Raw genomic sequence first — 22185 nt, forward strand, 5'->3', positions numbered from 1 at the left:
GTGAGGTCAGGGAAGGGTCAGGGTGGTGGTCAGCCGGGGGGCGTCGAGGGCGTGCGCGGCGGTCACCGTGTAGTCGCCCGGAACCGTGCGCCAGCCGTCGTCCCACACCTGGAAGGCGCGTTCGGGCAGCGGGACCGTCACGGTCACCGTCTCGCCGGGTGCGGCCGTGGCGGTGGCGAAACCGGCGAGCCACCGCTCCGGGCGGTCCACCGGGCCGGGCCGGTCCGCCGACAGGTACACCTGCACGACCTCCCGGCCGGGGCGGTCGCCGGTGTTGGTGAGCGTCACCCGGGCCGTCGTGCCGTCGAGTGCGATCTCCCCGTACGCCCAGGTGGTGTAGCCCTGACCGGAACCGAACGCGAAGAGCGGGCGGGCCGACCAGCCGCGGTAGCCGATGCGGACGTCCTCGCCGTAGGCGAGCGTGCCGCCCGAGGGGCGCACCTCGAGGACCGGGCAGTCCTCCTCCCGGCGTGGCCAGGTGGTGGGCAGGCGGCCGCCCGGCTCCGCGACGCCGAGCAGCACGTCGGCCAGCGCGGCGCCGGCCTCCTGCCCGGGGAACCAGGTGAGCAGCACCGCGGCGGCCTCCTCGGACCAGGGCAGCAGCACCGGTGAGCCGGCGTTCACCACCACGATCGTGCGCGGGTTGGCCGCGGCCACCCGGGACACCAGCTCGTCCTGGCGGCCGGGCAGGGCCAGCGAGACCCGGTCGAAGCCTTCCGACTCGACCTGCTCGGTGGTGCCGACCACGACGACCGCCACGTCCGAACGGGCGGCCAGTTCGACCGCCTCGGCGATCAGGCCGTCGTCGTCCGGACCGGGCGCCCGGTGGCCGAGCGTGGTGGAGACCGAGTGGGCCATGCCCGGCTCGAAGGTCTGCCGCAGCAGCACCGGCACCGGCACGCCGGCCTCCAGCCGTACGGTGAACCGCCGCTCACGCGGGTGCAGCAGCAGGTCGGCGCGGCCGGTGCCGGGCGGGTGCAGCGCGCCCTGGTAGAGCGTCTCGCCGCCGACGACCAGGTGGAACGCGCCGAACCCGGAGACCGCCAGCACGTGGTCGCCGCCGGTCGCCGGGGTGATCTCGGTACGCAGTTCGAGGGTGCTGATCGCGGCCACCGGCAGCCCACCGGGCGGGTCGCCCAGCCAGCGGATGGTGGCCGTGTCCACGCCGAAGTCCCGCCCCTCGGCGGAGAAGGTGAACGGCGCCCAGTCCGGGCCCTGCGCGGGCGGCAGGAACGGGCGCGGATCGGCGCCGACCGCGTGGGCCACGTCGACGCCGGGCAGCGCCGCGCGCAACCCGTCCAGCGGGGAGATCACGTGCCGCGGGGTGACCTGCGCGCTGCCGCCGCCGAGCACCCGCGCGTCGGTGGCCAGCGCGCCGATCACCGCGACCCGGGTGAGGTCGGCGGCCCGCAGCGGCAGGGTGGCGCGCTCGTTGCGGGCCAGGACGAACGACCGGACCGCCACCTCGTGCGCCACCGCGTCGCCGTCCTCGGCCGGCGGCGGCTCGGGCAGGCGGTGCCCGTCCAGGGCCCCGGTACGGGCGGCGAGCCGCAGCACCCGGCGCACCTTGTCGTCGACGACCTCCTCCGGCACGGCTCCGGAGCGGACCGCCTCGACCAGGGCCGGGCCCCACGGGTTGTCCATGGCCGGCATCGCGATGTCGAGCCCGCCGAGCGCGGCCGCCACGGTGTCCCGGGCGGCCCGCCAGTCCGAGACGACCACCCCGTCGAAGCCCCACTCCCGTTTGAGGATCTCGTCCTGGAGGCGCCCGTTGGCGGCCATCGGTGTGCCGTTGACCCCGTTGTACGCGCTCATCACGCCCCACCCGCCGGCCGCCGCGACCCGCTCGAACGGGGCCAGGTAGATCTCCCGCAACGCCCGCTCCGGGATGCGTACGTCCACGGTCATCCGGTCGGTCTCGAAGTCGTTGCCGACCAGGTGCTTGACCGTGGTGCCGACCGAGTGCGCCTGTACGCCGGCCACGAACCCGGCGGCGATCTCCCCGGTCAGCAGCGGGTCCTCGGAGTAGCACTCGAAGTGTCGGCCGTTCAGCGGGGTGCGGTGCATGTTGACGGTCGGGCCGAGCAGCACGTGCACACCTTTGCGCCGGGCCTCCTGGCCGAGCAGCCGGCCGGCCCGCTCGGCGACCGCGGTGTCCCAGGTGGCGGCGAGCGCGGTGGGGCTGGGCAGGGCCACGGACGGGTCCTCGGGGGTGTAGCCGGTGCCCCGGACGCCGACCGGCCCGTCCGACATGACCAGCGACCGCAGCCCGATGTGGGGCACGGCCGGTAGCGACCAGAAATCCTGTCCGGTCAGGAGGGACACCTTCTCCACCAGCGTGAGCCGGCCGAGAAGGTCGTCGAGATCGGTCATGAGAGCGCTCCCAGGAGTGTGTCGGCGGTTCCGACGCCCATCTGAGCACACCCCCGGCCATAAGATCCATGAGGTGGAAAACACCTGCCTGTTCTGCCGCATCCTGGGCGGCGAGATCCCCGCGACCGTCGTGCACCGGACCGAGACCACCCTCGCCTTCCGCGACATCGACCCGAAGGCGCCCAGCCACGTCCTGGTCATCCCGGTCGCCCACCACGCGAACGTGATCGAGCTGGCCGCCGATCCGGCCGCCGCCGCCGACGTGCTGGCCACCGCCGCGAAGGTCGCCGAGCTGGAGGGCCTGACCGACGGCTTCCGGGTCATCTTCAACACCGGCGAGCACGGGGGACAGGACGTCTTCCACGTGCACGCGCACGTCGTCGGCGGCGCCCCGCTCGGACCGATGCTGGCCCGGTCGTGAGCGCGCCCACCCCTCGCTACGAGCGCGCCGCCCGCCGGGCCCAGGCCGACGGCCGGATACCCGCGCTCTCGGTGGCGCTGCACCGCGCCGACCGGGAGCCGTGGGTCTTCACCGTCGGCGACTCCGGCAACCCGGACCACCCCCTCGGGCCGGGCACCCCGTTCCGGATCGGGTCGGTCACCAAGACCTTCACGGCGGTGCTGGTCATGCAGGCCCGCGACGAGGGCCTGGTCGACCTGGACGCGCCGATCGGCAAGTACCTCGACGTGCCGGCGCACGGCGACGCCACGGTCCGCCGGCTGCTCTCGCACACGGCCGGGTTCCAGCGGGAGCCGTACGGCGACGTCTGGGACACCCTGATCGCCCCGGACGCCGGCCGGATGCTCGCCGAACTGGACCGGGCCGAGCGGGTCCTGCCCAACGCCCGGCGGTTCCACTACTCCAACCTGGGGCTGGCCGTGCTCGGCCAGATGGTCGCCGGCCTGCGCGGCGGCACCTGGGCCGAGATCCTCACCGAGCGCGTCCTCACCCCGCTCGGCCTGGAACACACCACGGTCGGCCGGCCCGCGGACGCGGCCGTCGGCTACCTGGTCGACGCCTACTCCGACGCGGCCCGCCCGGAGCCGCCGGTCGACGTCGGCGGCATCGCCCCGGCCGCCCAGCTGTGGAGCACCGCGGCCGACATGGCGAAGTGGGCCGCCTTCCTGGCCAGCCCGGAGATCACCGACCCGGCCGGCGCGGTGCTCGCCGCGGACACCGTCGACGAGATGCGCTGGCCGCTCACCACCACCGACGAGAGCCTCTGGGCGGCCGGGTTCGGGCTCGGCCTGATCCTGGTCCCGGAGGGCAAGCGGGTCATGCACGTGGGCCACGACGGCGCCATGCCCGGCTTCCTGGCCGGCGTCTACGGCCGGCGGGGCGGCGACGGCAACCCGGGCGCGCTCGGCTGTGCGGTGCTCGGCTCGTCCGGCACCGCCGGGCAGACCAACGAGCTGGTCCACGAGCTGCTGCGGCTCGCCGCCGAGCTGGACCCGGCGGAGATCCGGCCCTGGCGGGCCGGCCCGCCCACGCCGACCGCGTACCGGCCGGTGCTCGGCCGCTGGTGGAGCGAGGGCATGGAGTTCGTCTTCGCCTGGCACGACGGCCGGCTCCAGGCGCGGGCCGCCGAGGCGCCGGCCGGGCGCCCGCCGGCGATCTTCGAGCCGCTGCCGGACCGGCCCGACGTGCTGCGTACCGTCTCCGGGCGGGAGGCCGGCGAGCTGCTGCGGCTCACCCGGGACGACAGCGGGGCGGTGGTCCGGATGCACTGGGCGACCTACCGGTTCACCCGTCTGCAGGAGGGCTTCGACGGCGGCCCGGCGAGCGACGGGCCGGAAACCACCAACCGGCGATAATGGCATCGGCGGGCGGGCGGCCGAGCGGATAGGATGGCACGATCCTTGAGCGAGCCGCCCGACCCGGGGCGGCTAAGAAGAAGAGAGCAGGTGGCGGAGGCCCTTCGGGCCACCCTATGACCGGTACGCCGAACGAATCCAGCACTGGCTCGACCAGCCCGGTGCGGGCGCAGACCAAGATCTCGGTGGACGATCCGAAGATCATGGTGAACCTGCTCGGCGCCAAGGACGAGATCCTCCGGCTCATCGAGCGCAACCTCGACAGCGACGTGCACGTCCGTGGCAACGAGATCACCATCACCGGCGATCCGGCGGAGAACGCGACGGCCGAGCGCCTCTTCTCCGAGCTGATCGAGTTGATCGAGAAGGGCGAGACGCTCAGCGTCGACGCCGTCCGCCGCACCCTGCGGATGCTGGAGGAGAACACCTCCGAGCGTCCCGCCGAGGTGCTCACCCTCAACATCCTGTCCCGGCGTGGGCGCACCATCCGGCCCAAGACGCTGGGCCAGAAGAAGTATGTCGACGCCATCGACCAGAACACGATCGTCTTCGGCATCGGCCCCGCCGGCACCGGTAAGACGTACCTGGCCATGGCCAAGGCGGTCCAGGCACTTCAGGCCAAGCAGATCAACCGGATCATCCTGACCCGGCCGGCGGTCGAGGCGGGGGAGCGGCTCGGCTTCCTGCCCGGCACGCTGACCGAGAAGATCGACCCGTACCTGCGGCCGCTCTACGACGCGCTGCACGACATGCTCGACCCCGAGTCCATCCCGCGCCTCATGGCCGCCGGGACGATCGAGGTCGCGCCGCTGGCGTACATGCGTGGCCGCACGCTCAACGACGCGTTCATCATCCTGGACGAGGCGCAGAACACCACGCCCGAGCAGATGAAGATGTTCCTGACCCGGCTCGGCTTCGGGGCGAAGATCGTGGTGACCGGTGACGTCACCCAGATCGACCTGCCCGGCGGGACCACCAGTGGCCTCAAGATCGTGCGGGAGATCCTGCGCGACGTGGAGGACGTGCACTTCGCGGAGCTGTCCAGCTCCGACGTGGTGCGGCACCGGCTGGTCGCCGAGATCGTCGACGCGTACGCCCGCTACGACGCCGTCCAGGAACAACAGTCGGCACAATCCGTCCACGCCGTGCCGGGCCGGGCCGCCAGCGGTGGCCGGGCACCGGGCCGCCGGCGCTGATTCGCAAGGGGTAATCGCACCACTATGTCCATCGAGATCGCCAACGAGTCGGGAGTCGAGGTCGACACCGACGCGATCCTCGCGGTTGCCCGGCACGCCCTGGACGAGATGGGGGTCAACCCGCTCGCCGAGCTGTCGATCCTGCTCGTCGACATCGAGTACATGGCCGAGCTGAACCATCGGTGGATGGGCAGCGACGGACCGACCGACGTGCTCGCGTTCCCGATGGACGAGGGCAGCGTCGACCACGGCCCCGGCGAGTCCGGCACCGGTGAGCCGGCCCTGCTCGGCGACATCGTGCTCTCCCCTGAGGTGGCCGCCAAGCAGGCCGCCGCGGCCGGGCACGCCGCCGCCGACGAGCTGCACCTGCTCACCGTGCACGGCGCCCTGCACCTGCTCGGCTACGACCACGCCGAGCCGGAGGAGGAGCGCGAGATGTTCGCCCTGCAGAACAAGCTGCTGCAGAGCTGGCGCGCCGGGCGTAGAGCCGGCTGATCATGGACCCCGCGTCGGCCGGGCTGCCGGACCTGCAACTGATCCTCCTCGCGGTCGCTCTGGTGCTGCTCGCCGGCCTGGCCTCGATGACCGACGCCGCGCTGGCCACCGTCTCGCACGCGCGCGCCACCGAGCTGGCCCGGGAGGGCCGCCGCGGTGCGGGCGCGCTGGCCGCGGTGGCCTCCGACGTGGTCCGCTACGTCAACCTGCTGCTCCTGCTGCGGCTGCTCTGCGAACTGACCGCCACCACGCTGGTGGCCCTGGTCGCGGTGGACACCTGGGGTGTCGGCTGGCGGGCCGCGCTGGTCTCGGCGGGCGCCATGACGCTGGTCAGCTTCGTGGTGGTGGGGGTGGCCCCGCGCACCATCGGGCGCCAGCACGCGTACGCGGTGGGCCGGGCGACCGCCCCGCTGGTGCGCTGGCTCGGCCGGGTGCTCAACCCGCTGGCCCAGCTGCTGATCCTGATCGGTAACGCGGTGACGCCCGGCAAGGGGTTCCCGGAGGGGCCGTTCGGCAGCCAGGTGGAGCTGCGGGAGCTGGTCGACCTGGCCGAGCAGCGCGGTGTGGTGGAGCACGGCGAGCGCGAGATGATCCACTCGGTGTTCACCCTCGGTGACACGATCGCCCGCGAGGTGATGGTGCCGCGGACCGAGATGGTGTGGATCGAGGCGGCCAAGACGTTGCAGCAGGCGCTCTTCCTCTTTCTGCGGTCGGGTTTCTCGCGGATCCCGGTGATCGGCGAGAGCGTCGACGACGTGCTGGGTGTGCTCTACCTCAAGGACGTCATCCGGCTCACCCAGAACGGCAATCCCGACGCGACCGCCCAGGCGGTGGCCGAGGCGATGCGCGCGGCCAACTTCGTGCCCGAGTCGAAACCGGTCGACGACCTGCTCTCCGAGATGCAGGCGGCCCGCAACCACCTGGTGATCGTGGTGGACGAGTACGGCGGCACCGCCGGCCTCGTGACGATCGAGGACATCCTCGAGGAGATCGTCGGCGAGATCACCGACGAGTACGACGTGGAGCGCCCACCCATCGAGTACCTGGAGGACGGGGCGGTGCGGGTGGCCGCGCGGCTGCCGATCGAGGACCTGGGCGAGGTGTACGGCGTGGAGCTGCCCGCCGACGAGGTGGAGACGGTCGGCGGCCTGCTGGGGCAGACGCTGGGCCGGGTGCCCATTCCGGGCGCCGAGGCGGAGGTCGGGGGCCTGCACCTGACCGCGGAGGGCGCCACCGGGCGGCGCAACCGGATCGACTCGGTGCTGGTGCGCCGGGTGCGACCGGAGCCCGCCGCCGAGCAGGACGATGAGAACGTTGCCGAGAACGAGGAAAGACAACCCGCCGATGCCTGACCAGACCTTCGCCGCCGTCGCCGTTCCGGGCGCCGGTGACACTTCGCTGAGCGCCGAGGACGCCAAACTGGTGACCCTCGCGCGCAGCTCCCGTGCCCGGGTGGGCGCGGCCGAGGGCGCGGCGGTGCGTGATCAGGACGGCCGCACCTACGCCGCGGCGACCGTCGCGCTGCCCCACCTGTCGGTGACGGCGTTGCAGCTGGCGGTCGCGCAGGCGGCCGCGTCCGGGGCGACCCGGCTGGAGGCGGCCGCCGTGGTGACCGAGTCCACCGAGCTGGAGGGCGCGGGCCACGCCGCGGTGCGTGACCTGGCGGCCGGAGCGCCGATCCACGTGGCGGGCCCGAGCGGCACGCTCACCGGTACGGTCCAGTGATGGCGGACCAGCCGGAGAAGCGCGGTCAGGCTCCGAAGAAGACGCCCGCCGCGCTGCGTGGTCAGGCCCCGAAGCAGGCGCCCGCCGCGCTGCGTGGTCAGGCCCCGAAGCAGGCGCCCGCCTCGCTGCGTGGTCAGGCTCCGAAGCAGGCGCCGGACGAGCGCCGTCTCACCGCGGGGGAGCGCAACGAGCTGCGGCGTCAGGAGCGGCGGGCGGCGCGCCGGGCCGCGGATCAGGGCGCGGAGCAGGGCGGGCGGTCGCGCGGCGGCTCCGGCGCGGGCCGGGCTTCCGCAGCACCGGGTACGCCGACCGCGCCCCGCCGTGGCGGGAGTGAGGGAAAACCTGCCGGTAAGGCCGGGCTTCCCACGAGCTCCCGGGGACGGGGTGGGGCTTCTGTCGACGGCTCACCGCGTACCGGGAAAGGGTTTTCGCCGAAGAAACACCGGCACAAGGCCGCGAGTGCCGCGAAGCGTGACGATGGGGTGTACCGTGCCGGTTTCGCCTGTTTCGTCGGACGGCCGAACGCCGGGAAGTCGACGCTGACGAACGCGATCGTGGGTCAGAAGATCGCGATCACCTCGAACAAGCCGCAGACCACCCGGCACGTCATCCGCGGCATCCTGCACCGGCCGGACGCCCAGCTCATCCTGGTCGACACCCCGGGCCTGCACCGCCCCCGGACCCTGCTCGGCGAGCGGCTGAACGACCTGGTCCGCGAGGTGTGGAGCGAGGTCGACGTGATCGGGGTGTGCTTCCCGGCGGACGAGCCGGTGGGGCGCGGCGACCGGTTCATCTCGTCGGAGATCAGCGAGCTGAAGGCCAAGGTCATCGCGGTGGTCACCAAGGTCGACCTGGTCGACCCGGCCACCCTGGCGCAGCGCCTGCTCGCGGTCTCCGAGCTGTACGACTTCGCGGAGATCGTCCCGGTGAGCGCGGTCTCCGGCCATCAGGTGGAGACCCTGACCGACGTGCTGGTCAAGCACCTGCCGGAGTCGCCGCAGCTCTACCCGGACGACGTGCTGACCGACGAGCCGGAGCAGGTGCTGATCGCGGAGCTGATCCGGGAGGCGGCGCTCGAGGGCGTGCGCGACGAACTGCCCCACTCGATCGCGGTCATGGTCGAGGAGATGCTGGTCGAGGGCAACCTCACCCGGATCTACGCGGATCTCTACGTGGAGCGCGACAGTCAGAAGTCGATCGTCATCGGGACCCGGGGCGCGCGGCTCAAGGAGGTGGGTTCGCGGGCGCGTACCGAGATCGAGAACCTGATCGGCCGGCGGGTCTACCTGGATCTTCACGTTCGGGTCGCCAAGGAATGGCAGCGCGATCCGAAACAACTGCGTAAGCTCGGTTTTTAATCGAAACTTGGACATTTGCCAACTATGGTGAACTTCACCATAGTTTGCACAGGTCGGCCATTCGGGGGTAACACCTTGGGCCATGCGAAACCGGTACCTGGACCTGCTGCGCGCTGTGGCGACCGTCCGGGTGGTCGTCTATCACCTGACCGGCTGGACCGCGCTCACCGTGGTCCTGCCCGCCATGTCGGTGATGTTCGCCCTGGCCGGCTCGCTGATGGCGGCCTCGCTGGACCGGTTCGGGGTGTGGGCGGTGGAACGGCGGATCCGCCGGCTGCTGCCCTCGCTGTGGGTGATCGCCATGATCGCGATCACGACCATGCTGGCCACCGGCACGTCGAGCGTGAACCCGATGCTCCTGCTCTGGGGGTTCCCCCTGGACACCCCGGAGGCGACCGGCTGGTGGATGCAGGGGCTGAGCCACACCTGGTATCTGCGGGACTTCCTCTGGATGGTGCTGCTGTCGCCGCTCGCGCTGCCGCTCTACCGCAGATTCCCGGTGGCGACCGTGCTGACACCGTTCCTGGCGCTGCTGGCGATCACCCTGGCCGAGGTGACCGTCCCGCCGGTGGTGCACGGCCTGACCCTGTACGGCGGGGCCTGGCTGCTCGGATTCGCCCACCACGACGGGCACCTGGCGCGACTCGGCCGGAAACGGCTGCTCGCCATCGCCGCCGGGCTCGCCGTGCCCGCCGCCGTCTGGGTGCTGACCCATCCCGGGCCGCGTGGCTACGACCTCAACGACATCCCGCTCGGCAACGCGCTCTGGTCGGCCGCGTTCATCCTGGTCGCACTCGGATGCGTCCAGCCGATGGTGCGCGGCCACCGGGTGCTGACCCTGCTGAACGCACGGGCGCTGACGATCTACCTCTGGCACGTGCCGGTGATCGTCGCGGTGACCCAGTGGGGCGAGCGGCACGGTCTTCCGGTCGAGGGCTGGGTCGGCATCGGCTGGCGTACGGCCGTGGTCTTCCTGCTGCTCGGCGTGGTGACCGCCGCGGTCGGCTGGGTGGAGGACCTGGCCGCCGGGCGCCGGGCCACCCTGCTGCCCGGGCGGCCGGTCCCCGTACCGGTCTCGCCGGCGCCGGCCGCCTCCTCGCCCGACCCGGTCTCTAGCCTGCGATGACGCTCACGTCGCCGTTGCGGGTGTGCACGTCCAGCACGGCGGTGGCCTTCGGGTCGTTGGTGATGCCGGCCACCTCCTGGTCGCCGGAGCTCGATCCGGTGCGCATCCGGTAGGCGCCGGCCGGCACCATCACCTGGACGTCGCCGTTGGTGGCGGCCGCGGTCACCGAGGACGCCTCGGACAACTGGACGTCGATGTCGCCGGAGGTGCTGCGGACCGTGACCGGGCCGGCGGCGTTCAGCACGCTGAGATCGCCGGACTGGGCCTCCAGGGTCACCTCGGAGCGGCCCACCACGTTCAGGTCGCCCGAGGTCGCCCGCACCTTCACCGGGCCGGTGCCGTGGTCCACCATCACGTCGCCCGAGGTGAGGCGGATGTCGACCGGGCCCACCCCGATCAGGCCCACGTCGCCGGAGGTCAGCTCGCCCCGCACGGTGACCGCCGCGGGCGCGGTGATCTCGTAGTCGACGGAGCAGTCCGGCCCGCAGTCGGAGGTCAGGGTCAGCACCCCGTCCTTGCGCTGGTAGGTGGTGCCCGGGTCGCTGTCGCCGCTGATGATCCGCCGGATCGTCGTCTCGGTCGCGGTCTCGCTGCCGGTGATCCGGACGTCGCTGTGCCGGCCGGACAGCACGATCTCGGTGACCTTGACGGTCTCGGTGTCCTCGAAGGTCAGCCGCGCGCCCACCGCGCCGTCGCAGCCGGCCAGGGTGCCGCCCACCGTGACGGCGGCGAGGATCAGGGCAACTCTTCGGCTCATGGGTCGAACCTATTTCCGTCGTCCGGGAAAACCATCGGGTTCCGTCCCGGAGTCAACCCTGAGATCCGGGTCAGGGTCTGTCGTAGGTACCGGGCAGAATGGCGGGGTGCCCGCCGGATACCGCCGCCAGCTCTACCGCGACGACGCGGTGGTGCTCCGTGTGCAGAAACTGGGCGAGAGCGACCGGATCGTCACCCTGCTGACCCGGCGCCACGGCCGGCTGCGCGCCGTCGCCCGCGGCGTCCGCCGGATCAACTCCCGGTTCGGCGCCCGGCTCGAACCGTTCGGCCACATCGACCTGCAGCTCGCCGGCTCCCCCGAGGGGCTGGGCAGCTCGCTGCACTCGGTCAGCCAGGTCGAGGCGGTCACCCTGTTCGGCAAGAACTTCCTCACCGACTACCCGCGCTACACGGCGGCCAGCGCCATCTGCGAGACCGCGGAGCGGCTCACTCCGGTCGAGCGGGAGCCCGCGCTCCGGCTCTTCCAGCTCACCCTGGGCGCGCTGAAGGCCCTGGCGGCCGGCGAGCACCTGGGCGGCCTGGTGCTGGACGCCTACCTGCTGCGCGCCATGGCCTTCGCCGGCTGGGCCCCCGCGCTCACCGAGTGCGCGGTCTGCGGCACCCCCGGGCAGCACGCCGCCTTCGCCGTCCCGGCCGGCGGCGCGGTCTGCCCCGACTGCCGCCCACCCGGCGCCGCCCACCCCAGCCCGGCCACCCTCGGCCTGATGTCCGCACTCACCTCCGGCGACTGGACCGTCGCGGACGCCGCCGAGGCCGCGGTGCGCCGCGAGTGCAGCGGTCTGGTCGCCGCCCACCTGCAATGGCACATGGAGCGGGCGCTGCGCTCGCTCCCGCTTGTCGATCGACGGGAGTTGAACCCTTGAGCCCGCGTCCGCCCACCCCACACATCTCCGGAGCCCAGCCACCCCGGCTGCCGTCGGCCGCGCTGCCGAAGCACGTGGCCATCGTCATGGACGGCAACGGCCGCTGGGCCAAGGATCGCGGGCTCGCCCGGACCAAGGGCCACGAGCAGGGCGAGCACTCGCTCTTCGACACCATCGAGGGCGCCATCGAGATCGGCATCCCCTACCTCTCGGCGTACGCGTTCTCCACCGAGAACTGGAAGCGCTCGCCCGAGGAGGTCCGCTTCCTGATGGGCTTCAACCGGGACGTCATCCGCCGCCGCCGTGACCAGCTGGTCGACCTGGGCGTGCGGGTGGTCTGGTCCGGGCGCGCCGGCCGGCTGTGGAAGAGCGTCATCAGTGAGCTGCAGACCGCCGAGGAGATGAGCCGCGGCAACAGCACGCTCACCCTCCAGTTCTGCGTCAACTACGGCGGCCAGGCCGAGATCGCGGACGCCGCGGCCGCCATCGCCCGGGACGTGGCGGCCGGCAAGCTCAAGGCCGACAAGGTCAACGAGAAGACCATCGCGCGCTACCTCTACCACCCGGAGATCCCGGAGGTGGACATGTTCCTGCGCCCGTCCGGGGAGCAGCGCACGTCCAACTTCCTGCTCTGGCAGTCGGCGTACGCGGAGATGGTCTACCTCGACACCCTCTGGCCCGACTTCGACCGCCGCCACCTGTGGTATGCGTGCGAGCTCTACGCCCAGCGCGACCGCCGCTTCGGCGGGGCCCTGCCCAACCCGGTCAGCCCGACGTAGCCAGCGCCTCCACGGCGGCGTCGGTGTCCGCCAGATCCGGCAGCACCACGTGCGCGCCCGCCGCGGCCAGCTCGTCCGCGGCGGTGCGGCCGGTCGCCACGGCGATCGCGACCGCCCCGTTGGCCAGGGCCGCCGTCACGTCGTGAACCGTGTCGCCGATCACCACCGGGTGGAAGGCCTCGCCGTACTTCGCCTGTGCCCGCTCCAGGCAGCGGCGCACCAGGACCGCCCGGACCGCGTGGTCGGTGCCGTAGCCGCCCACCTCGGCGTCGAACTCGCCGCCCAGCCCGAAGGCGGCCAGTTTCACCGCGGCCACCTGCGGGACGTTGCCGGTCACCAGGGTCTGCACCACCGCCGGGTCGCCGGCCAGCCGGGCCAGCACCTCCCGCACGCCCGGCATCAGCGCGCCCTGCTCGGCGAACTCGTGCCGGATCTCGTGGACCACCTCGACGTAGCGGGCGAAGAACCGCTCCGGCGTGCAGTCGGTGACCCCGTGCGACGCGAACACCTCCGTGCAGATGTCCGTGTCGGTCCGCCCGCCGAAGGCCGGCGTGTCCCGCCACTCCACCCCGGTCACCTCGGTGAACGCCGCCTTCCAGGCCCGCGTCGTCACCCCGCCGCCGCGCAGCAGGGTGTAGTCGATGTCCCACATCACCAGGCGCCTCATTCGGCCAGCACCCGCTCGATGTGCTCCACCTTGGCGGTCAGCGCGCCGGTCACGCCGGGGCGGACGTCCGCCTTCAGCGACAGGCTGACCCGGGGCGACACCTTCGCGACGGCGTCGACGGCCTGCTTCACGACGGCCATCACCTCGTCCCACTCGCCCTCGATGGTGGTGAACATGGCGTCGGTCCGGTTCGGCAGACCGGAGGCGCGGACCACCCGGACCGCTTCGGCGACGGCATCGCCGACGGAGTCCCCGGTCCCGATGGGCGTGACGGAGAAGGCAACCAGCATTCCCTCATCCTTCCAGGTGGCTCGCGCTTGAGTCGATCAATGCGTACGACTACCCTAGGCGTTGAGCACGTTGTCCCTAGCAAACAGCACTACTCTGGAGGGAAGTGGTTTCGTGGGGGTCGCCGTGGTGGATGAGCCGATGAACATCGATGCGCGGGCTTTGATGGAGGCCGCGAAGATTCTGGGTACGACGACGGCGGGTGACACGGTCAACGCGGCACTTCGCGAGATCGTCGCCGTCCGCCAGAGAGTCGAGGCCCTCGAGGAACTCGGCCGGATGGGGCGGGCCGGCGATTTCGACGAGCTGCTGGACAAGCGGAACTACCGCCGATGACAGTGAAGTACCTCGTGGATACCAGTGCGTATGTTCGCCTCGCCCGCGAGTCCGCCCTGCGGGACGCGTGGCGCCCCTGGTTCGCTGCGGGGACCTTGGCGGTGTGCCCGCTGACAGAATTGGAGATCTTTTTCGCCGCCCGGTCGGTCGGTCGACCATCGGAAGGAGATCGAGTCGACCATTCGAAATCGATACAACTGGGTGTTCATGCCTGATGCGATCTTCGACCGAGCGGCTGAGGTTCAGGAGCTTCTCACCAGGTGCGGCGCTCAACGGTCCGCCGGCCCCGTCGATCTGTTGCTGGCGGCCACGGCGGAGGCGCACGGGATGACGATCCTGCACTACGACCGTGACTTCGTGAAGGTTGCTGAGGTGACCGGGCAGCCGGTGCGGTGGATCGCGGAGCCCGGGTCGGTCAACTGAGGGCAGTGGCTCTGTCTGAAAACTATCAGGGATGGCGATTCGCCGGTATCGGGAGCGTGGCCGAGTGCAGGGGCCCGGGGCGGGGCGTAGCTTCGCCGGGTGACAGTGGAGCGAATCGATGCGTCAGTGGCCGGACGGTGGAAGCTCGGGGACACGTTCGTCAACCGGATGGGGTTCGGGTCGATGCGGCTCACCGTGCGGGCCGATCGGGAACGGGCGGTTCGGGTGCTGCGCCGGGCCGTTGAGCTCGGGGTGGATCACATCGACACGGCGGCCTTCTACTTCTCGCCGGGCGGGATTCTGGACGGTGAGCCGGGCCCGGTTCGGTATGCGACCGCGTTGATCCGGGAGGCGCTCACGCCGTACCCCGAAGGTTTGATGATCGTCACGAAGGTGGGGCCGGATCCGCTGGCGGAGGGCGGCTGGGGTGAGGCGATCACCGCGGAGCAGCTGCGCCGGCAGGTGGAGGAGAATCTGCGGCGGCTCGGTGTGGAAGCCCTCGACCTGGTCAATCTGCGGATCGTGCGGGACCGGGAGAGGTTCGCGGAGCGGTTCGGGGCGCTGGCCGAGATGCGTGCGGAAGGGCTGATCCGCCATCTCGGGATCTCCAACGTCGGCGTCGAGCAGCTCGGCGAGGCCCAGCGGATCGCGCCGGTGACGTGTGTGCAGAACGCCTTCGCCACGGATCTCCGGCGGCACGAGGATCTGCTGCGTGAGTGCGGCGCCCGCGGGATCGCCTTCGTCCCGTTCTTCGCGATCGCCGGGCCGAAGCGTGAGGACGGGCCGAAGCGGGAGAGCGGCGTGACGGCGGGGGACGACGGGCCGGAGTGGCGGATCGCGCGGGAGCGGGGTGTCACCGGGCACCAGGTGCGGCTCGCCTGGACGCTGCATCAGGGCGAGCATGTGCTGGCGATCCCGGGCACCGGCGACGTCGCTCACCTGGAGGAGAACGTCGCCGCCGGTGCGATCAGGCTCACCGCCGAGGAGCTGGCGGAAATCGATCAGCGCTGACGGCCGAGGAGGGCCGCGATCTCGGTGGCCAGCTCGGTGGTGGCCTCGATCTCGGCCTTGCGGATCGAGACGCTCTCGATGTTGAAGCCGTAGGGGATGCCCAGGTGCTCGCAGAAGTCGATCAGATCCCGGGCGATCAGCATGCACTGCCGGTAGGACTCGGCGAGCGGGTCGGGCGAGTGGCGGATCGCGTTCTCCAGCCAGCGGGGCACGTCCACACCGAGCCAGCGGACGAACTCCAGGGTCTTCAGCGAGCCGCACAGCGACAGCGTGAAGATCACCGTCCGGGGGTCCACGCCGCGGTCCCGGCACTCCAGGTAGTAGTCGCTGAGCAGGTTCTTCGTGTCGTTCAGGTGGTAGATCACCTGGGTCACGAAGAACCCGGCGCCCCGCTCCTGCTTGGCCAGCATGCGCAGATGCTCGTCGCGGCGTTCACCGATCACGACGGCGCCGAGCGGCAGATCCGGGCGGACCTCGTTGCGCAGCTCCTGGGCCCGGCGCAGACCGGTGTGCACCGGCTTGCCGCCCGAGGAGGCGCCCACGAAGACGGTCAGCACCTGGTCGCCGGCGCCGGCCAGCCAGCCCCGCAGCTCGTCCTCGGGGTACTTGCCGACACAGCGGTAGATGATCACCGGCTCCCGCCAGCCGGCCGCCAGATGCCGGCTGTAGTAGCGCGCCGGATCGAGGGTCGGCAGGTACGGGAACGGCCGCTCGTCCGGGTTCCGGTCGGACTCGTCGTCGATGTCGTACAGGATCAGGCCGTCGACATCGAGAGTGCCGAGCCGCTTCAGGGTGACCTCGGCGATCTCGCTGATCCGGTCCTCGGTGGCGTGGCTCCGCGGCGGGGTGATGCTGAACAGCAGCACACCACTGCGGGCCTCGGCCAGGAGCTGTCGCAAGGGGGGACGAGACATGCGACCCACAGTAGGGGTAGCCCCGGCCCGGCCGGGCATCGCACACGTCCCGTCCCGCTCTGCGATCAGTGGCCGGCGCAGCAGCGAGCCGTCGTACCGGGTCTCGAACTGCTTGAGGACCTCGACCTCGTTCCGGCCGGGGTGCACGAAGACGGTGGCGTGCTCGGCGGCCGGGATGTTCCACGCCAGGCCCTGGAAGGTGAGCAGGCCGGGCAGCTCGGAACGGGTCTTCACGATGTCCGGGTCGACCGCCCGGCGAACGGTCAACCGATGATCGGGTTGAAGTGGCCGAGTGCCAGCGTGAGGGTGAGGATCGCGAGACCGGTCAGGAGGGCGGCGGCCAGCAGGACCGCGTCCGGCGCCGTGAAGTGCTGCACCCGCGCGTGGGTCCGCGGGACGCCGGCGTCGAACCCCCGGGCGTCCATCGCCACCGCCAGCCGCACCCCGCGCCGCAGCGCCCCGACCAGCAGCGCGAACGCCGTCGACGCGAAGAGCCGCAGCTTGGCCAGCGGGTTGCGCCCGGCGTCCACCCCGCGTGCCCGCCGGGCCAGGGTGAGCGCCCGCCACTCGCTTCCGAGCAGCGGCACCAGCCGGAACGCCGCCAGCGCCCCGATCGCGAACCGGGCCGGGGCCTTCGCGTTCTGCACCAGCGCGTCGGCCAGGTCGGTCGGGTCGGTGGTGGCGAACACCACGATGCCGGGCAGCGCGATCGCGAAGATCCGCAGGACCAGCGCGCCCGCGGTGGCCAGCACGCCGGTGGTGACGTCGATCGGGCCGAGCGACGCCACGGTGTCCCCGGTCCGCTCCCCGGCGAACAGGACCATGGTGACCAGGATGCCGCCCGCGGTGAGCAGCAGCGGCGCCAGCCGACGGGCCAGCAGCCGCATCCGGATGCCGAAGAACGGCAGCACGAGCAACTCCACGACCAGGGCCGCGGACGGGGCGAACGGGTCGACGGACAGGATCAGCGGCAGCATGAACAGCAGCGCGGCGCCCAGCTTGGCGACCGGGTTGCGGCGGGCCAGCGGCGCGCCGGGATCGGCGATCGGCTCCACGGACAGGGTCACGGACGGGACCTCCGCGGCAGCGGGTCCGGCGCCGGCTCTCCGAGCGGCACGGTTCGATCAGCGAGGGTACGGACGAAAGCGTCGTCATGTGTGACGGCGACCACCCCGTGACCGTCGTCGCGCAGCCCGGCCAGCAGGTCGACCAGTTCCCGCCAGGTGCGCCGGTCCTGGCCGAAGGTGGGTTCGTCGAGCACCAGCAGCCGGGGCGCGGTGGCCAGCGCCGTGGCCACGCTCAGCCGGCGCGCCTCGCCACCGGAGAGGGTGTACGGGTTCGCCTCGGCGAGCCGGGTCAGCCGCAGGCGGTCCAGCAGGTCGTCGACGATGCGGCGGATCTGCTCGGGGGTGCGGCCCAGCCGGCGCGGCCCGAGCGCCAGTTCGTCGGCGACCCGCCCGGTGACGAACTGGTGTTCCGGGTTCTGGAAGACCGACCCGATCCGCCCGGTGAGGGTGGCGGCCCGCCAGCGGTGCGGCGGGCGGCGGTCCCCGAACGCCTCGACCCGGCCGGACGTCGGTGCCAGCAGACCGCCGAGCAGCAGCGCCAGCGTGGACTTGCCGGCGCCGTTGGGCCCGGTCACCGCCACCACCTCGCCGGCTCCGGCGGACAGTGAGACGGGTGGGAGGCGTTTCGTGACCGCGGCGCGCGTCACGCGTACCAGATCGTCTGCCGGTTTTGTGGTGGCCTTGACCGGCGGCGTGCTGAACCCCGGCACCCAGACGCCCTCGCCGGCGAGTTTGTCGCCGTAGGCGGCGAAGATCAGCTCGGGCGTGCCGTCGGCGCGCACGCCACCGCCCGGCTCCAGGACCACGACCCGGTCGACCAGCGCGAGCGCCTCGGCCACCCGGTGTTCCACGATGATCAGCGTGGTCGAGGGATCGGCGGTCCGGGCCACCGCGTCCCGGATCAGGGCGGCGCCCGCCGGGTCGAGGTTGGCGGTCGGCTCGTCCAGCAGCAGCAGTCCGGGCCGCAGGGCCAGGACCCCGGCCAGGGCGAGACGTTGCGCCTCGCCGCCGGAGAGCGCGCCGGTGGGCCGGTTGATCGGGTACGGGAAGCCGACCCGATCCAGGACGTCGGACACCCGTGGCCAGATCTCGGCGGCCGGCACTCCCCGGTTCTCCAGCCCGAACGCCACGTCGTCGCCGCTGCGGGCCATCACGAGCTGGGTCTGCGGGTCCTGGAAGACGATGCCGACCCGCTCGCGGGCCTTGCGCGGGTCCAGGCCGTCGATCTCGATGGCGCCCTCGGACTCGCCGGAGTCCTCCGGCAGCAGGCCGGCGAGCGCGGCGAGCAGGGTGCTCTTGCCGGCCCCCGAGGGACCGAGCAGCAGCACCCGCTCGCCGTGCCGGATCTCCAGGTCCAGGCCGCGGACCGCCCAGGCGCGGCGACCGGCGTGCCGCCACCCGAATCCGCGAAGCCGAACCTCACTCATGAATCAGATGGTTGCCCGCTCGCGGCCGGCTCCGAACCGGTCCAGCACACCGGTCGGGGCCAGCGCCCGGACCAGCGCCCAGGAGCCGAGGCCGGCGATCACGGTGCCGCTCAGGACGGTGATCAGCGCGTACGGGATCCGGTACGACCAGAGGGCGGTCTCCGAGTTCCACACGAAGAAGTCGAAGATCGCCGCACTCACGCCGGTCAGCGTGCCGGCCAGCAGCGCGGTGCCGATCCGGAACGACTGGTAGCGGAACGTCGCGAAGGCCAGCTCGGCGCCGAGGCCCTGCGCCAGGCCCTGCCAGACCACGGTCATGCCCCAGGTGCTGCCGAGCAGCCCGGACACGAGCGCCGCCACCAGTTCGGTGTAGAGCGACGCGCCCGGCTTGCGGATGATCAGGCCGCCCAGCACGGCCGGGATCAGCCAGACGCCGTACAGCACGGTCTGCGACGGGGGGAAGAAGGCGAAGGCGCCCTCGGTGATCACCCAGAGGTTGCCCCACGCCCAGAAGATGACGCCGAACGCCACGGCGATCACCGAGGCGATCACGATGTCTATCGTGCGCCACCGGTTCGGGTTGATGTCTTTCATGTACGCCTCCCAGCGGACACCGGGAGGAGACGCACGCCGCGAACCGGGCTGCGGTGCCCGGGCACGACGCGGCTGGAGAGGACCGAACTTCCTGCGCTGGCATTACCCAGATCAGGTACGAGGGTCTGCGGTCGCCCGCACTCTCAGCGCTGTGCGCTCCCCTGTCGGATCGAAGCCCGTCCGCTGTCGCGGCAAAGCCTCGGTGGATGTGCTTCGATGACCGTAACACCTGGTAGCAGCGCGGCACAGGGAGGTAGTGATCACGTGATCGAGGTCAAGGCCAGAGGCATGACGTTCGATGTGTACGAGGGGGGACCTTCGGACGGCGATCCGGTCCTGCTGCTCCACGGATTCCCGCAGGACTCCCGTGAGTTCGACCTGATCCTGCCCCGGCTGCACGCGGCCGGGCTGCGGACGTACGCCCTGGACCAGCGCGGATATTCGCCCGGCGCGCGGCCCACGGCGGTCTCGGCGTACCGGATGGCGGAGGTCACCGACGACGCCATCGCCGTGCTCGACACCCTCGGCATCGAGAGCGCCCACGTGGTCGGCCACGACTGGGGCGCCCAGGTCGGCTGGCAGTTGGCCGCCGGTCACCCGCACCGCGTCCGGACCCTGACCGCGATCTCCGTGCCACACCCGCGGGCGTTGCTGCTCGCCCTCCGGGTCCGGCCCTCCCAGCGGGCCCGGCTCGCCTACTTCGGGTTGTTCCGCTCCGCGATCGCCGAGAAGGCGCTGTCCGCCCGGCACTCGCTCGCCCTGCGGCTCATGCTGCGCCCCATCGGGATGCGCGCCGAACAGTACGTGGCGGCGATGCGCGAGCCGGGCCGGCTGACCGGCGGGCTCAACTGGTACCGGGCGTTCGCCGGCGAGGAGGTCGCCGGGCTGGGGGTGGTGACCGTGCCCACCACGTACGTGTGGAGCGACAAGGACGGGGTGGTCGGGCTCACCGCCGCGCTGCGGACCCGGGACTGGGTGCGGGGCGACTACCAGATGGTGGCCATGCGCGGGGTCAGCCACTGGGTGCCCGAACAGGCGCCACGTGAGCTCGCCGACGCCGTCCTGGCCCGGATCGGCGTTTGACGGATCCTCCGGCGGGGAACGCTCCAACGGCATGGCGGTCGATACACACCACACCCCCGGTGAGACGGAGAAACAGCGCTGGGATCGCAACTTCGGCGACCTGCTCCAGGAGCTCAGGGTCGCGCAGACCGGAGTGCAGATCCTCTTCGCGTTCCTGCTGACCCTGCCGTTCAGCAGCGGGTTCCCGAAGGCTACCGACTTTCAGAAGGAGACCTACATCGTCGCGCTGATGAGCGCGGCGTTCGCCACCGCGATGATCATCTCGCCGGTGGCGTTCCACCGCGCCCTGTTCCGGCAGGGCCGCAAGCCGGAGCTGGTCCGCTTCGCCCACCGGATGGCGTCCGGCGGCCTGGCGTTCATGCTGGTCTCGATGGTCAGCAGCGTCCTGCTGATCAGCGACTACCTGCTGGACTGGGTGTGGGCGATCCCGCTGACCGTCGCCACCGGTGGCTGGTTCCTGACGTTCTGGGCCATCCTGCCGTTCGCGCACCGCGAGTGGGGCGATGACGAGGACAACTCAGCGCCGGCGGACGCGTAGGCCCAGCGCCCGCAACTCCAGTTCGGCGAGCGCCTCGACGGCTGCCGCGTCACCGGCCCGCCAGCTCTGCGCGATGTCCGGGCCCAGCCTGGTCAGCTCGCTGAGCGGGCGGCCGGCCAGCGCGCGCAGCGCCAGCAGGTCACGGCCGGCCGCGTCGTCGCGGACCGCGGCCGCGATCCCGGCCCGGCGCATCCAGCGCAGCCGCAACGGCAGCCACAGGAACAGCACCAGAGCCAACGGTACGGCCACCGCCACCAGCGGCAGGATCAGCGCCAGCCGTCCGACGATCTCCTGCTGCTCGTGCCCGGCGTCGGCGATCGCCCGCGCGGCGTCCGCGGCGCCGGTGAACGGCCGGGTCAGATCGTCCCCGACGACCGGCACCCGGCCCACCTTGCCGCCCGCGTCGGCCAGGTTGTCGGCGATGCCGCTGCCCGCGCTTTCCAGCTTCTGCCCGGGCACGGCCAGCTTCTCGACCACGTCGTTGATCCACAGTGCCACCCGGATCCACAGATAGACCCAGAGCACCACGAGGGCATCGGTGATCAGTTGGCGAAGGGCGACGGGGAACCGGTCCGCATAGGGCTTCACACCGGAAGCGTCGCACTCAACTTTTCGCGGCGCACTCCGGGCACGTCCCGAAGATCTCCATCGTGTGCGAGACGTCGACGAAGCCGTGCTGGCCGGCCACCTTGTCGGCCCAGGACTCCACCGCCGGCCCGGCCACCTCGACCGTCCGCCCGCACGACCGGCACACCAGGTGGTGGTGGTGCCCCTGGCTGCACCGCCGGTAGAGGTGCTCCCCACCCGGCGGGCGCATGACGTCGATCTCGCCAGCGTCGGCCAGGCCCTGCAACGTCCGGTACACCGTGGTGAGCCCGACCCGCTCGCCCCGCTCGCGCAACATCGCGTGCAGGTCCTGTGCGCTGTGGAAGCCCTCGGTCTCGGCGAGGACGGCGCTGACCGCGCTGCGCTGCCGGGTGTTGCGGATAGTGCTCTCGGCGTTCACTGTCGGCTCTCCCTGCCGTGGCTCACGGCGTCGGTGACGATATGGGCGACGTGTTCGTCCACCAGGGAGTATGCGATCTCCCGGCCACGCCGCACACCCCGCACCACGCCGGCCCCCCGCAACACCCGCAGATGTTGGGAGACCAGCGGCTGCGGCGCCCCGAGCCTCTCCACCAGATCGTGCACGCAGCGCTCGCCCGCGCCCAGCTCGACCACGATGGCGACACGGATCGGCGCGGAGAGCGCGCGCAACAGCGCCCCCGCGGCTTCGTACGCCTCGTAACCGGTGGTCGTCATCGTTGCGACAACCGTACAGGGGGCGTGT

General features: G+C 71.9%; 27 protein-coding genes and 1 riboswitch. Of the genes, 16 read left to right on the top strand and 11 right to left on the bottom strand.

The features are described from left to right. Nucleotides 1–6: 6 nt before the first annotated feature. The gene (locus J5X75_RS12175) at nucleotides 7–2373 is read right to left on the bottom strand and encodes a beta-glucosidase family protein (protein WP_208467467.1); all 2367 of its coding nucleotides are present in this window, start codon (nucleotides 2371–2373) and stop codon (nucleotides 7–9) included. Nucleotides 2374–2446: 73 nt separating this feature from the next. Here J5X75_RS12175 and J5X75_RS12180 point away from each other — a divergent pair, with 73 nt between their 5' ends. From J5X75_RS12180 to J5X75_RS12215, 8 genes are all read left to right on the top strand, one after another. Beyond that, entirely contained in the window at nucleotides 2447–2794 is a 348-nt protein-coding gene (locus tag J5X75_RS12180; RefSeq protein ID WP_307798043.1) for an HIT domain-containing protein, read from the top strand. Beyond that, nucleotides 2791–4188 carry a serine hydrolase domain-containing protein gene (locus J5X75_RS12185; RefSeq protein WP_208467469.1) on the top strand — a complete coding sequence of 466 codons (1398 nt, stop codon included), beginning with the start codon at nucleotides 2791–2793 and terminating at the stop codon, nucleotides 4186–4188. The genes J5X75_RS12180 and J5X75_RS12185 overlap by 4 nt, the downstream gene beginning before the upstream one ends. 116 nt (nucleotides 4189–4304) lie before the next feature. Then, nucleotides 4305–5384 carry a PhoH family protein gene (locus tag J5X75_RS12190; protein WP_208467470.1) on the top strand — a complete coding sequence of 360 codons (1080 nt, stop codon included), beginning with the start codon at nucleotides 4305–4307 and terminating at the stop codon, nucleotides 5382–5384. Between the two features lie 24 nt (nucleotides 5385–5408). Continuing rightward, the gene (ybeY, locus tag J5X75_RS12195) at nucleotides 5409–5879 is read left to right on the top strand and encodes an rRNA maturation RNase YbeY (protein WP_208467471.1); all 471 of its coding nucleotides are present in this window, start codon (nucleotides 5409–5411) and stop codon (nucleotides 5877–5879) included. A gap of 2 nt (nucleotides 5880–5881) precedes the next feature. Continuing rightward, on the top strand, nucleotides 5882–7231 hold the full coding sequence (locus J5X75_RS12200) for a hemolysin family protein (protein ID WP_208467472.1): 1350 nt from the start codon (nucleotides 5882–5884) through the stop codon (nucleotides 7229–7231). Further along, a complete protein-coding gene (locus J5X75_RS12205; protein WP_208467473.1) occupies nucleotides 7224–7604 on the top strand; it encodes a cytidine deaminase-like protein in 381 nt (126 codons plus the stop codon). The genes J5X75_RS12200 and J5X75_RS12205 overlap by 8 nt, the downstream gene beginning before the upstream one ends. A 482-nt stretch (nucleotides 7605–8086) precedes the next feature. After that, nucleotides 8087–8962 carry a GTPase Era gene (gene era / locus J5X75_RS12210; RefSeq protein WP_208467682.1) on the top strand — a complete coding sequence of 292 codons (876 nt, stop codon included), beginning with the start codon at nucleotides 8087–8089 and terminating at the stop codon, nucleotides 8960–8962. Nucleotides 8963–9044: 82 nt separating this feature from the next. Further along, complete coding sequence (locus tag J5X75_RS12215; protein WP_208467474.1) at nucleotides 9045–10088, top strand: acyltransferase family protein; 1044 nt, start codon at nucleotides 9045–9047, stop codon at nucleotides 10086–10088. Here J5X75_RS12215 and J5X75_RS12220 read toward each other — a convergent pair. Continuing rightward, nucleotides 10075–10845, bottom strand: a complete 771-nt coding sequence (locus tag J5X75_RS12220) for a DUF4097 family beta strand repeat-containing protein (RefSeq protein ID WP_208467475.1) — start codon at nucleotides 10843–10845, stop codon at nucleotides 10075–10077. The genes J5X75_RS12215 and J5X75_RS12220 overlap by 14 nt on opposite strands. A gap of 106 nt (nucleotides 10846–10951) precedes the next feature. Between J5X75_RS12220 and recO the strand changes: the two genes are divergently transcribed. Continuing rightward, on the top strand, nucleotides 10952–11728 hold the full coding sequence (gene recO, locus J5X75_RS12225; RefSeq protein WP_208467476.1) for a DNA repair protein RecO: 777 nt from the start codon (nucleotides 10952–10954) through the stop codon (nucleotides 11726–11728). After that, nucleotides 11725–12507, top strand: a complete 783-nt coding sequence (locus J5X75_RS12230; RefSeq protein ID WP_208467477.1) for an isoprenyl transferase — start codon at nucleotides 11725–11727, stop codon at nucleotides 12505–12507. Before recO ends, J5X75_RS12230 begins: the two co-directional genes overlap by 4 nt. On the opposite strand, the gene J5X75_RS12235 is transcribed toward J5X75_RS12230, so the two are convergent. Continuing rightward, nucleotides 12494–13174, bottom strand: a complete 681-nt coding sequence (locus tag J5X75_RS12235; protein ID WP_238487757.1) for an HAD family hydrolase — start codon at nucleotides 13172–13174, stop codon at nucleotides 12494–12496. The genes J5X75_RS12230 and J5X75_RS12235 overlap by 14 nt on opposite strands. Then, entirely contained in the window at nucleotides 13171–13464 is a 294-nt protein-coding gene (locus J5X75_RS12240) for an MTH1187 family thiamine-binding protein (protein ID WP_208467478.1), read from the bottom strand. Before J5X75_RS12240 ends, J5X75_RS12235 begins: the two co-directional genes overlap by 4 nt. A gap of 112 nt (nucleotides 13465–13576) precedes the next feature. On the opposite strand from J5X75_RS12240, the gene J5X75_RS12245 reads away from it, so the two are divergent. From J5X75_RS12245 to J5X75_RS12255, 4 genes are all read left to right on the top strand, one after another. Beyond that, a complete protein-coding gene (locus tag J5X75_RS12245; protein ID WP_307798044.1) occupies nucleotides 13577–13798 on the top strand; it encodes a DUF2191 domain-containing protein in 222 nt (73 codons plus the stop codon). Further along, nucleotides 13795–14013 carry a PIN domain-containing protein gene (locus J5X75_RS46375; RefSeq protein WP_372450865.1) on the top strand — a complete coding sequence of 73 codons (219 nt, stop codon included), beginning with the start codon at nucleotides 13795–13797 and terminating at the stop codon, nucleotides 14011–14013. Before J5X75_RS12245 ends, J5X75_RS46375 begins: the two co-directional genes overlap by 4 nt. After that, nucleotides 14006–14221: a PIN domain-containing protein gene (locus J5X75_RS12250; protein ID WP_208467479.1), complete on the top strand. Its 216-nt coding sequence runs from the start codon at nucleotides 14006–14008 to the stop codon at nucleotides 14219–14221. The genes J5X75_RS46375 and J5X75_RS12250 overlap by 8 nt, the downstream gene beginning before the upstream one ends. A gap of 99 nt (nucleotides 14222–14320) precedes the next feature. Next, complete coding sequence (locus tag J5X75_RS12255) at nucleotides 14321–15232, top strand: aldo/keto reductase (RefSeq protein ID WP_307798045.1); 912 nt, start codon at nucleotides 14321–14323, stop codon at nucleotides 15230–15232. On the opposite strand, the gene J5X75_RS12260 is transcribed toward J5X75_RS12255, so the two are convergent. Genes J5X75_RS12260 through J5X75_RS12280 form a run of 4 tightly spaced genes read right to left on the bottom strand, consistent with a single transcriptional unit; the run spans nucleotide 15223 to nucleotide 19234 of the window. Continuing rightward, nucleotides 15223–16413, bottom strand: a complete 1191-nt coding sequence (locus tag J5X75_RS12260) for a methylenetetrahydrofolate reductase (protein ID WP_238487758.1) — start codon at nucleotides 16411–16413, stop codon at nucleotides 15223–15225. The genes J5X75_RS12255 and J5X75_RS12260 overlap by 10 nt on opposite strands. Then, nucleotides 16410–17213 (bottom strand): energy-coupling factor transporter transmembrane component T family protein, encoded by an 804-nt coding sequence (locus J5X75_RS12270; protein ID WP_208467480.1) that lies wholly within the window; start codon nucleotides 17211–17213, stop codon nucleotides 16410–16412. The genes J5X75_RS12260 and J5X75_RS12270 overlap by 4 nt, the downstream gene beginning before the upstream one ends. Continuing rightward, the gene (locus tag J5X75_RS12275) at nucleotides 17210–18640 is read right to left on the bottom strand and encodes an ABC transporter ATP-binding protein (RefSeq protein ID WP_208467481.1); all 1431 of its coding nucleotides are present in this window, start codon (nucleotides 18638–18640) and stop codon (nucleotides 17210–17212) included. The genes J5X75_RS12270 and J5X75_RS12275 overlap by 4 nt, the downstream gene beginning before the upstream one ends. Nucleotides 18641–18643: 3 nt before the next feature. Continuing rightward, nucleotides 18644–19234 carry an ECF transporter S component gene (locus tag J5X75_RS12280; protein ID WP_208467482.1) on the bottom strand — a complete coding sequence of 197 codons (591 nt, stop codon included), beginning with the start codon at nucleotides 19232–19234 and terminating at the stop codon, nucleotides 18644–18646. 70 nt (nucleotides 19235–19304) lie between these two features. After that, nucleotides 19305–19407: riboswitch (TPP riboswitch) on the bottom strand. 94 nt (nucleotides 19408–19501) lie between these two features. Between J5X75_RS12280 and J5X75_RS12285 the strand changes: the two genes are divergently transcribed. Together J5X75_RS12285 and J5X75_RS12290 are read left to right on the top strand one after the other, a co-directional pair. Beyond that, the gene (locus J5X75_RS12285) at nucleotides 19502–20317 is read left to right on the top strand and encodes an alpha/beta fold hydrolase (RefSeq protein WP_208467687.1); all 816 of its coding nucleotides are present in this window, start codon (nucleotides 19502–19504) and stop codon (nucleotides 20315–20317) included. 31 nt (nucleotides 20318–20348) lie between these two features. Then, nucleotides 20349–20855 (top strand): DUF6328 family protein, encoded by a 507-nt coding sequence (locus tag J5X75_RS12290; protein WP_208467483.1) that lies wholly within the window; start codon nucleotides 20349–20351, stop codon nucleotides 20853–20855. On the opposite strand, the gene J5X75_RS12295 is transcribed toward J5X75_RS12290, so the two are convergent. The 3 genes from J5X75_RS12295 to J5X75_RS12305 are packed head-to-tail and all read right to left on the bottom strand — an operon-like array spanning nucleotide 20835 to nucleotide 22157. Further along, the gene (locus J5X75_RS12295) at nucleotides 20835–21443 is read right to left on the bottom strand and encodes a hypothetical protein (protein ID WP_208467484.1); all 609 of its coding nucleotides are present in this window, start codon (nucleotides 21441–21443) and stop codon (nucleotides 20835–20837) included. The genes J5X75_RS12290 and J5X75_RS12295 overlap by 21 nt on opposite strands. Nucleotides 21444–21459: 16 nt before the next feature. Then, the gene (locus tag J5X75_RS12300; RefSeq protein WP_183226226.1) at nucleotides 21460–21861 is read right to left on the bottom strand and encodes a Fur family transcriptional regulator; all 402 of its coding nucleotides are present in this window, start codon (nucleotides 21859–21861) and stop codon (nucleotides 21460–21462) included. Next, entirely contained in the window at nucleotides 21858–22157 is a 300-nt protein-coding gene (locus tag J5X75_RS12305; protein ID WP_208467485.1) for an ArsR/SmtB family transcription factor, read from the bottom strand. Before J5X75_RS12305 ends, J5X75_RS12300 begins: the two co-directional genes overlap by 4 nt. Between the last annotated feature and the right edge of the window lie 28 nt (nucleotides 22158–22185).

This window comes from Actinoplanes flavus (genome assembly GCF_017592555.1).
Taxonomy (GTDB): Bacteria; Actinomycetota; Actinomycetes; order Mycobacteriales; family Micromonosporaceae; genus Actinoplanes; species Actinoplanes flavus.

Bases quoted from the DNA above. Each gene is read 5' to 3' on its own strand.
- J5X75_RS12175 (WP_208467467.1), bottom strand. From the start codon at position 2,373: ATGACCGATCTCGACGACCTTCTCGGCCGGCTCACGCTGGTGGAGAAG.
- J5X75_RS12190 (WP_208467470.1), top strand. From the start codon at position 4,305: ATGACCGGTACGCCGAACGAATCCAGCACTGGCTCGACCAGCCCGGTG.
- ybeY (WP_208467471.1), top strand. From the start codon at position 5,409: ATGTCCATCGAGATCGCCAACGAGTCGGGAGTCGAGGTCGACACCGAC.
- J5X75_RS12200 (WP_208467472.1), top strand. From the start codon at position 5,882: ATGGACCCCGCGTCGGCCGGGCTGCCGGACCTGCAACTGATCCTCCTC.
- J5X75_RS12205 (WP_208467473.1), top strand. From the start codon at position 7,224: ATGCCTGACCAGACCTTCGCCGCCGTCGCCGTTCCGGGCGCCGGTGAC.
- J5X75_RS12215 (WP_208467474.1), top strand. From the start codon at position 9,045: ATGCGAAACCGGTACCTGGACCTGCTGCGCGCTGTGGCGACCGTCCGG.
- J5X75_RS12220 (WP_208467475.1), bottom strand. From the start codon at position 10,845: ATGAGCCGAAGAGTTGCCCTGATCCTCGCCGCCGTCACGGTGGGCGGC.
- J5X75_RS12235 (WP_238487757.1), bottom strand. From the start codon at position 13,174: ATGAGGCGCCTGGTGATGTGGGACATCGACTACACCCTGCTGCGCGGC.
- J5X75_RS12240 (WP_208467478.1), bottom strand. From the start codon at position 13,464: ATGCTGGTTGCCTTCTCCGTCACGCCCATCGGGACCGGGGACTCCGTC.
- J5X75_RS46375 (WP_372450865.1), top strand. From the start codon at position 13,795: ATGACAGTGAAGTACCTCGTGGATACCAGTGCGTATGTTCGCCTCGCC.
- J5X75_RS12250 (WP_208467479.1), top strand. From the start codon at position 14,006: ATGCCTGATGCGATCTTCGACCGAGCGGCTGAGGTTCAGGAGCTTCTC.
- J5X75_RS12275 (WP_208467481.1), bottom strand. From the start codon at position 18,640: ATGAGTGAGGTTCGGCTTCGCGGATTCGGGTGGCGGCACGCCGGTCGC.
- J5X75_RS12280 (WP_208467482.1), bottom strand. From the start codon at position 19,234: ATGAAAGACATCAACCCGAACCGGTGGCGCACGATAGACATCGTGATC.
- J5X75_RS12290 (WP_208467483.1), top strand. From the start codon at position 20,349: ATGGCGGTCGATACACACCACACCCCCGGTGAGACGGAGAAACAGCGC.
- J5X75_RS12305 (WP_208467485.1), bottom strand. From the start codon at position 22,157: ATGACGACCACCGGTTACGAGGCGTACGAAGCCGCGGGGGCGCTGTTG.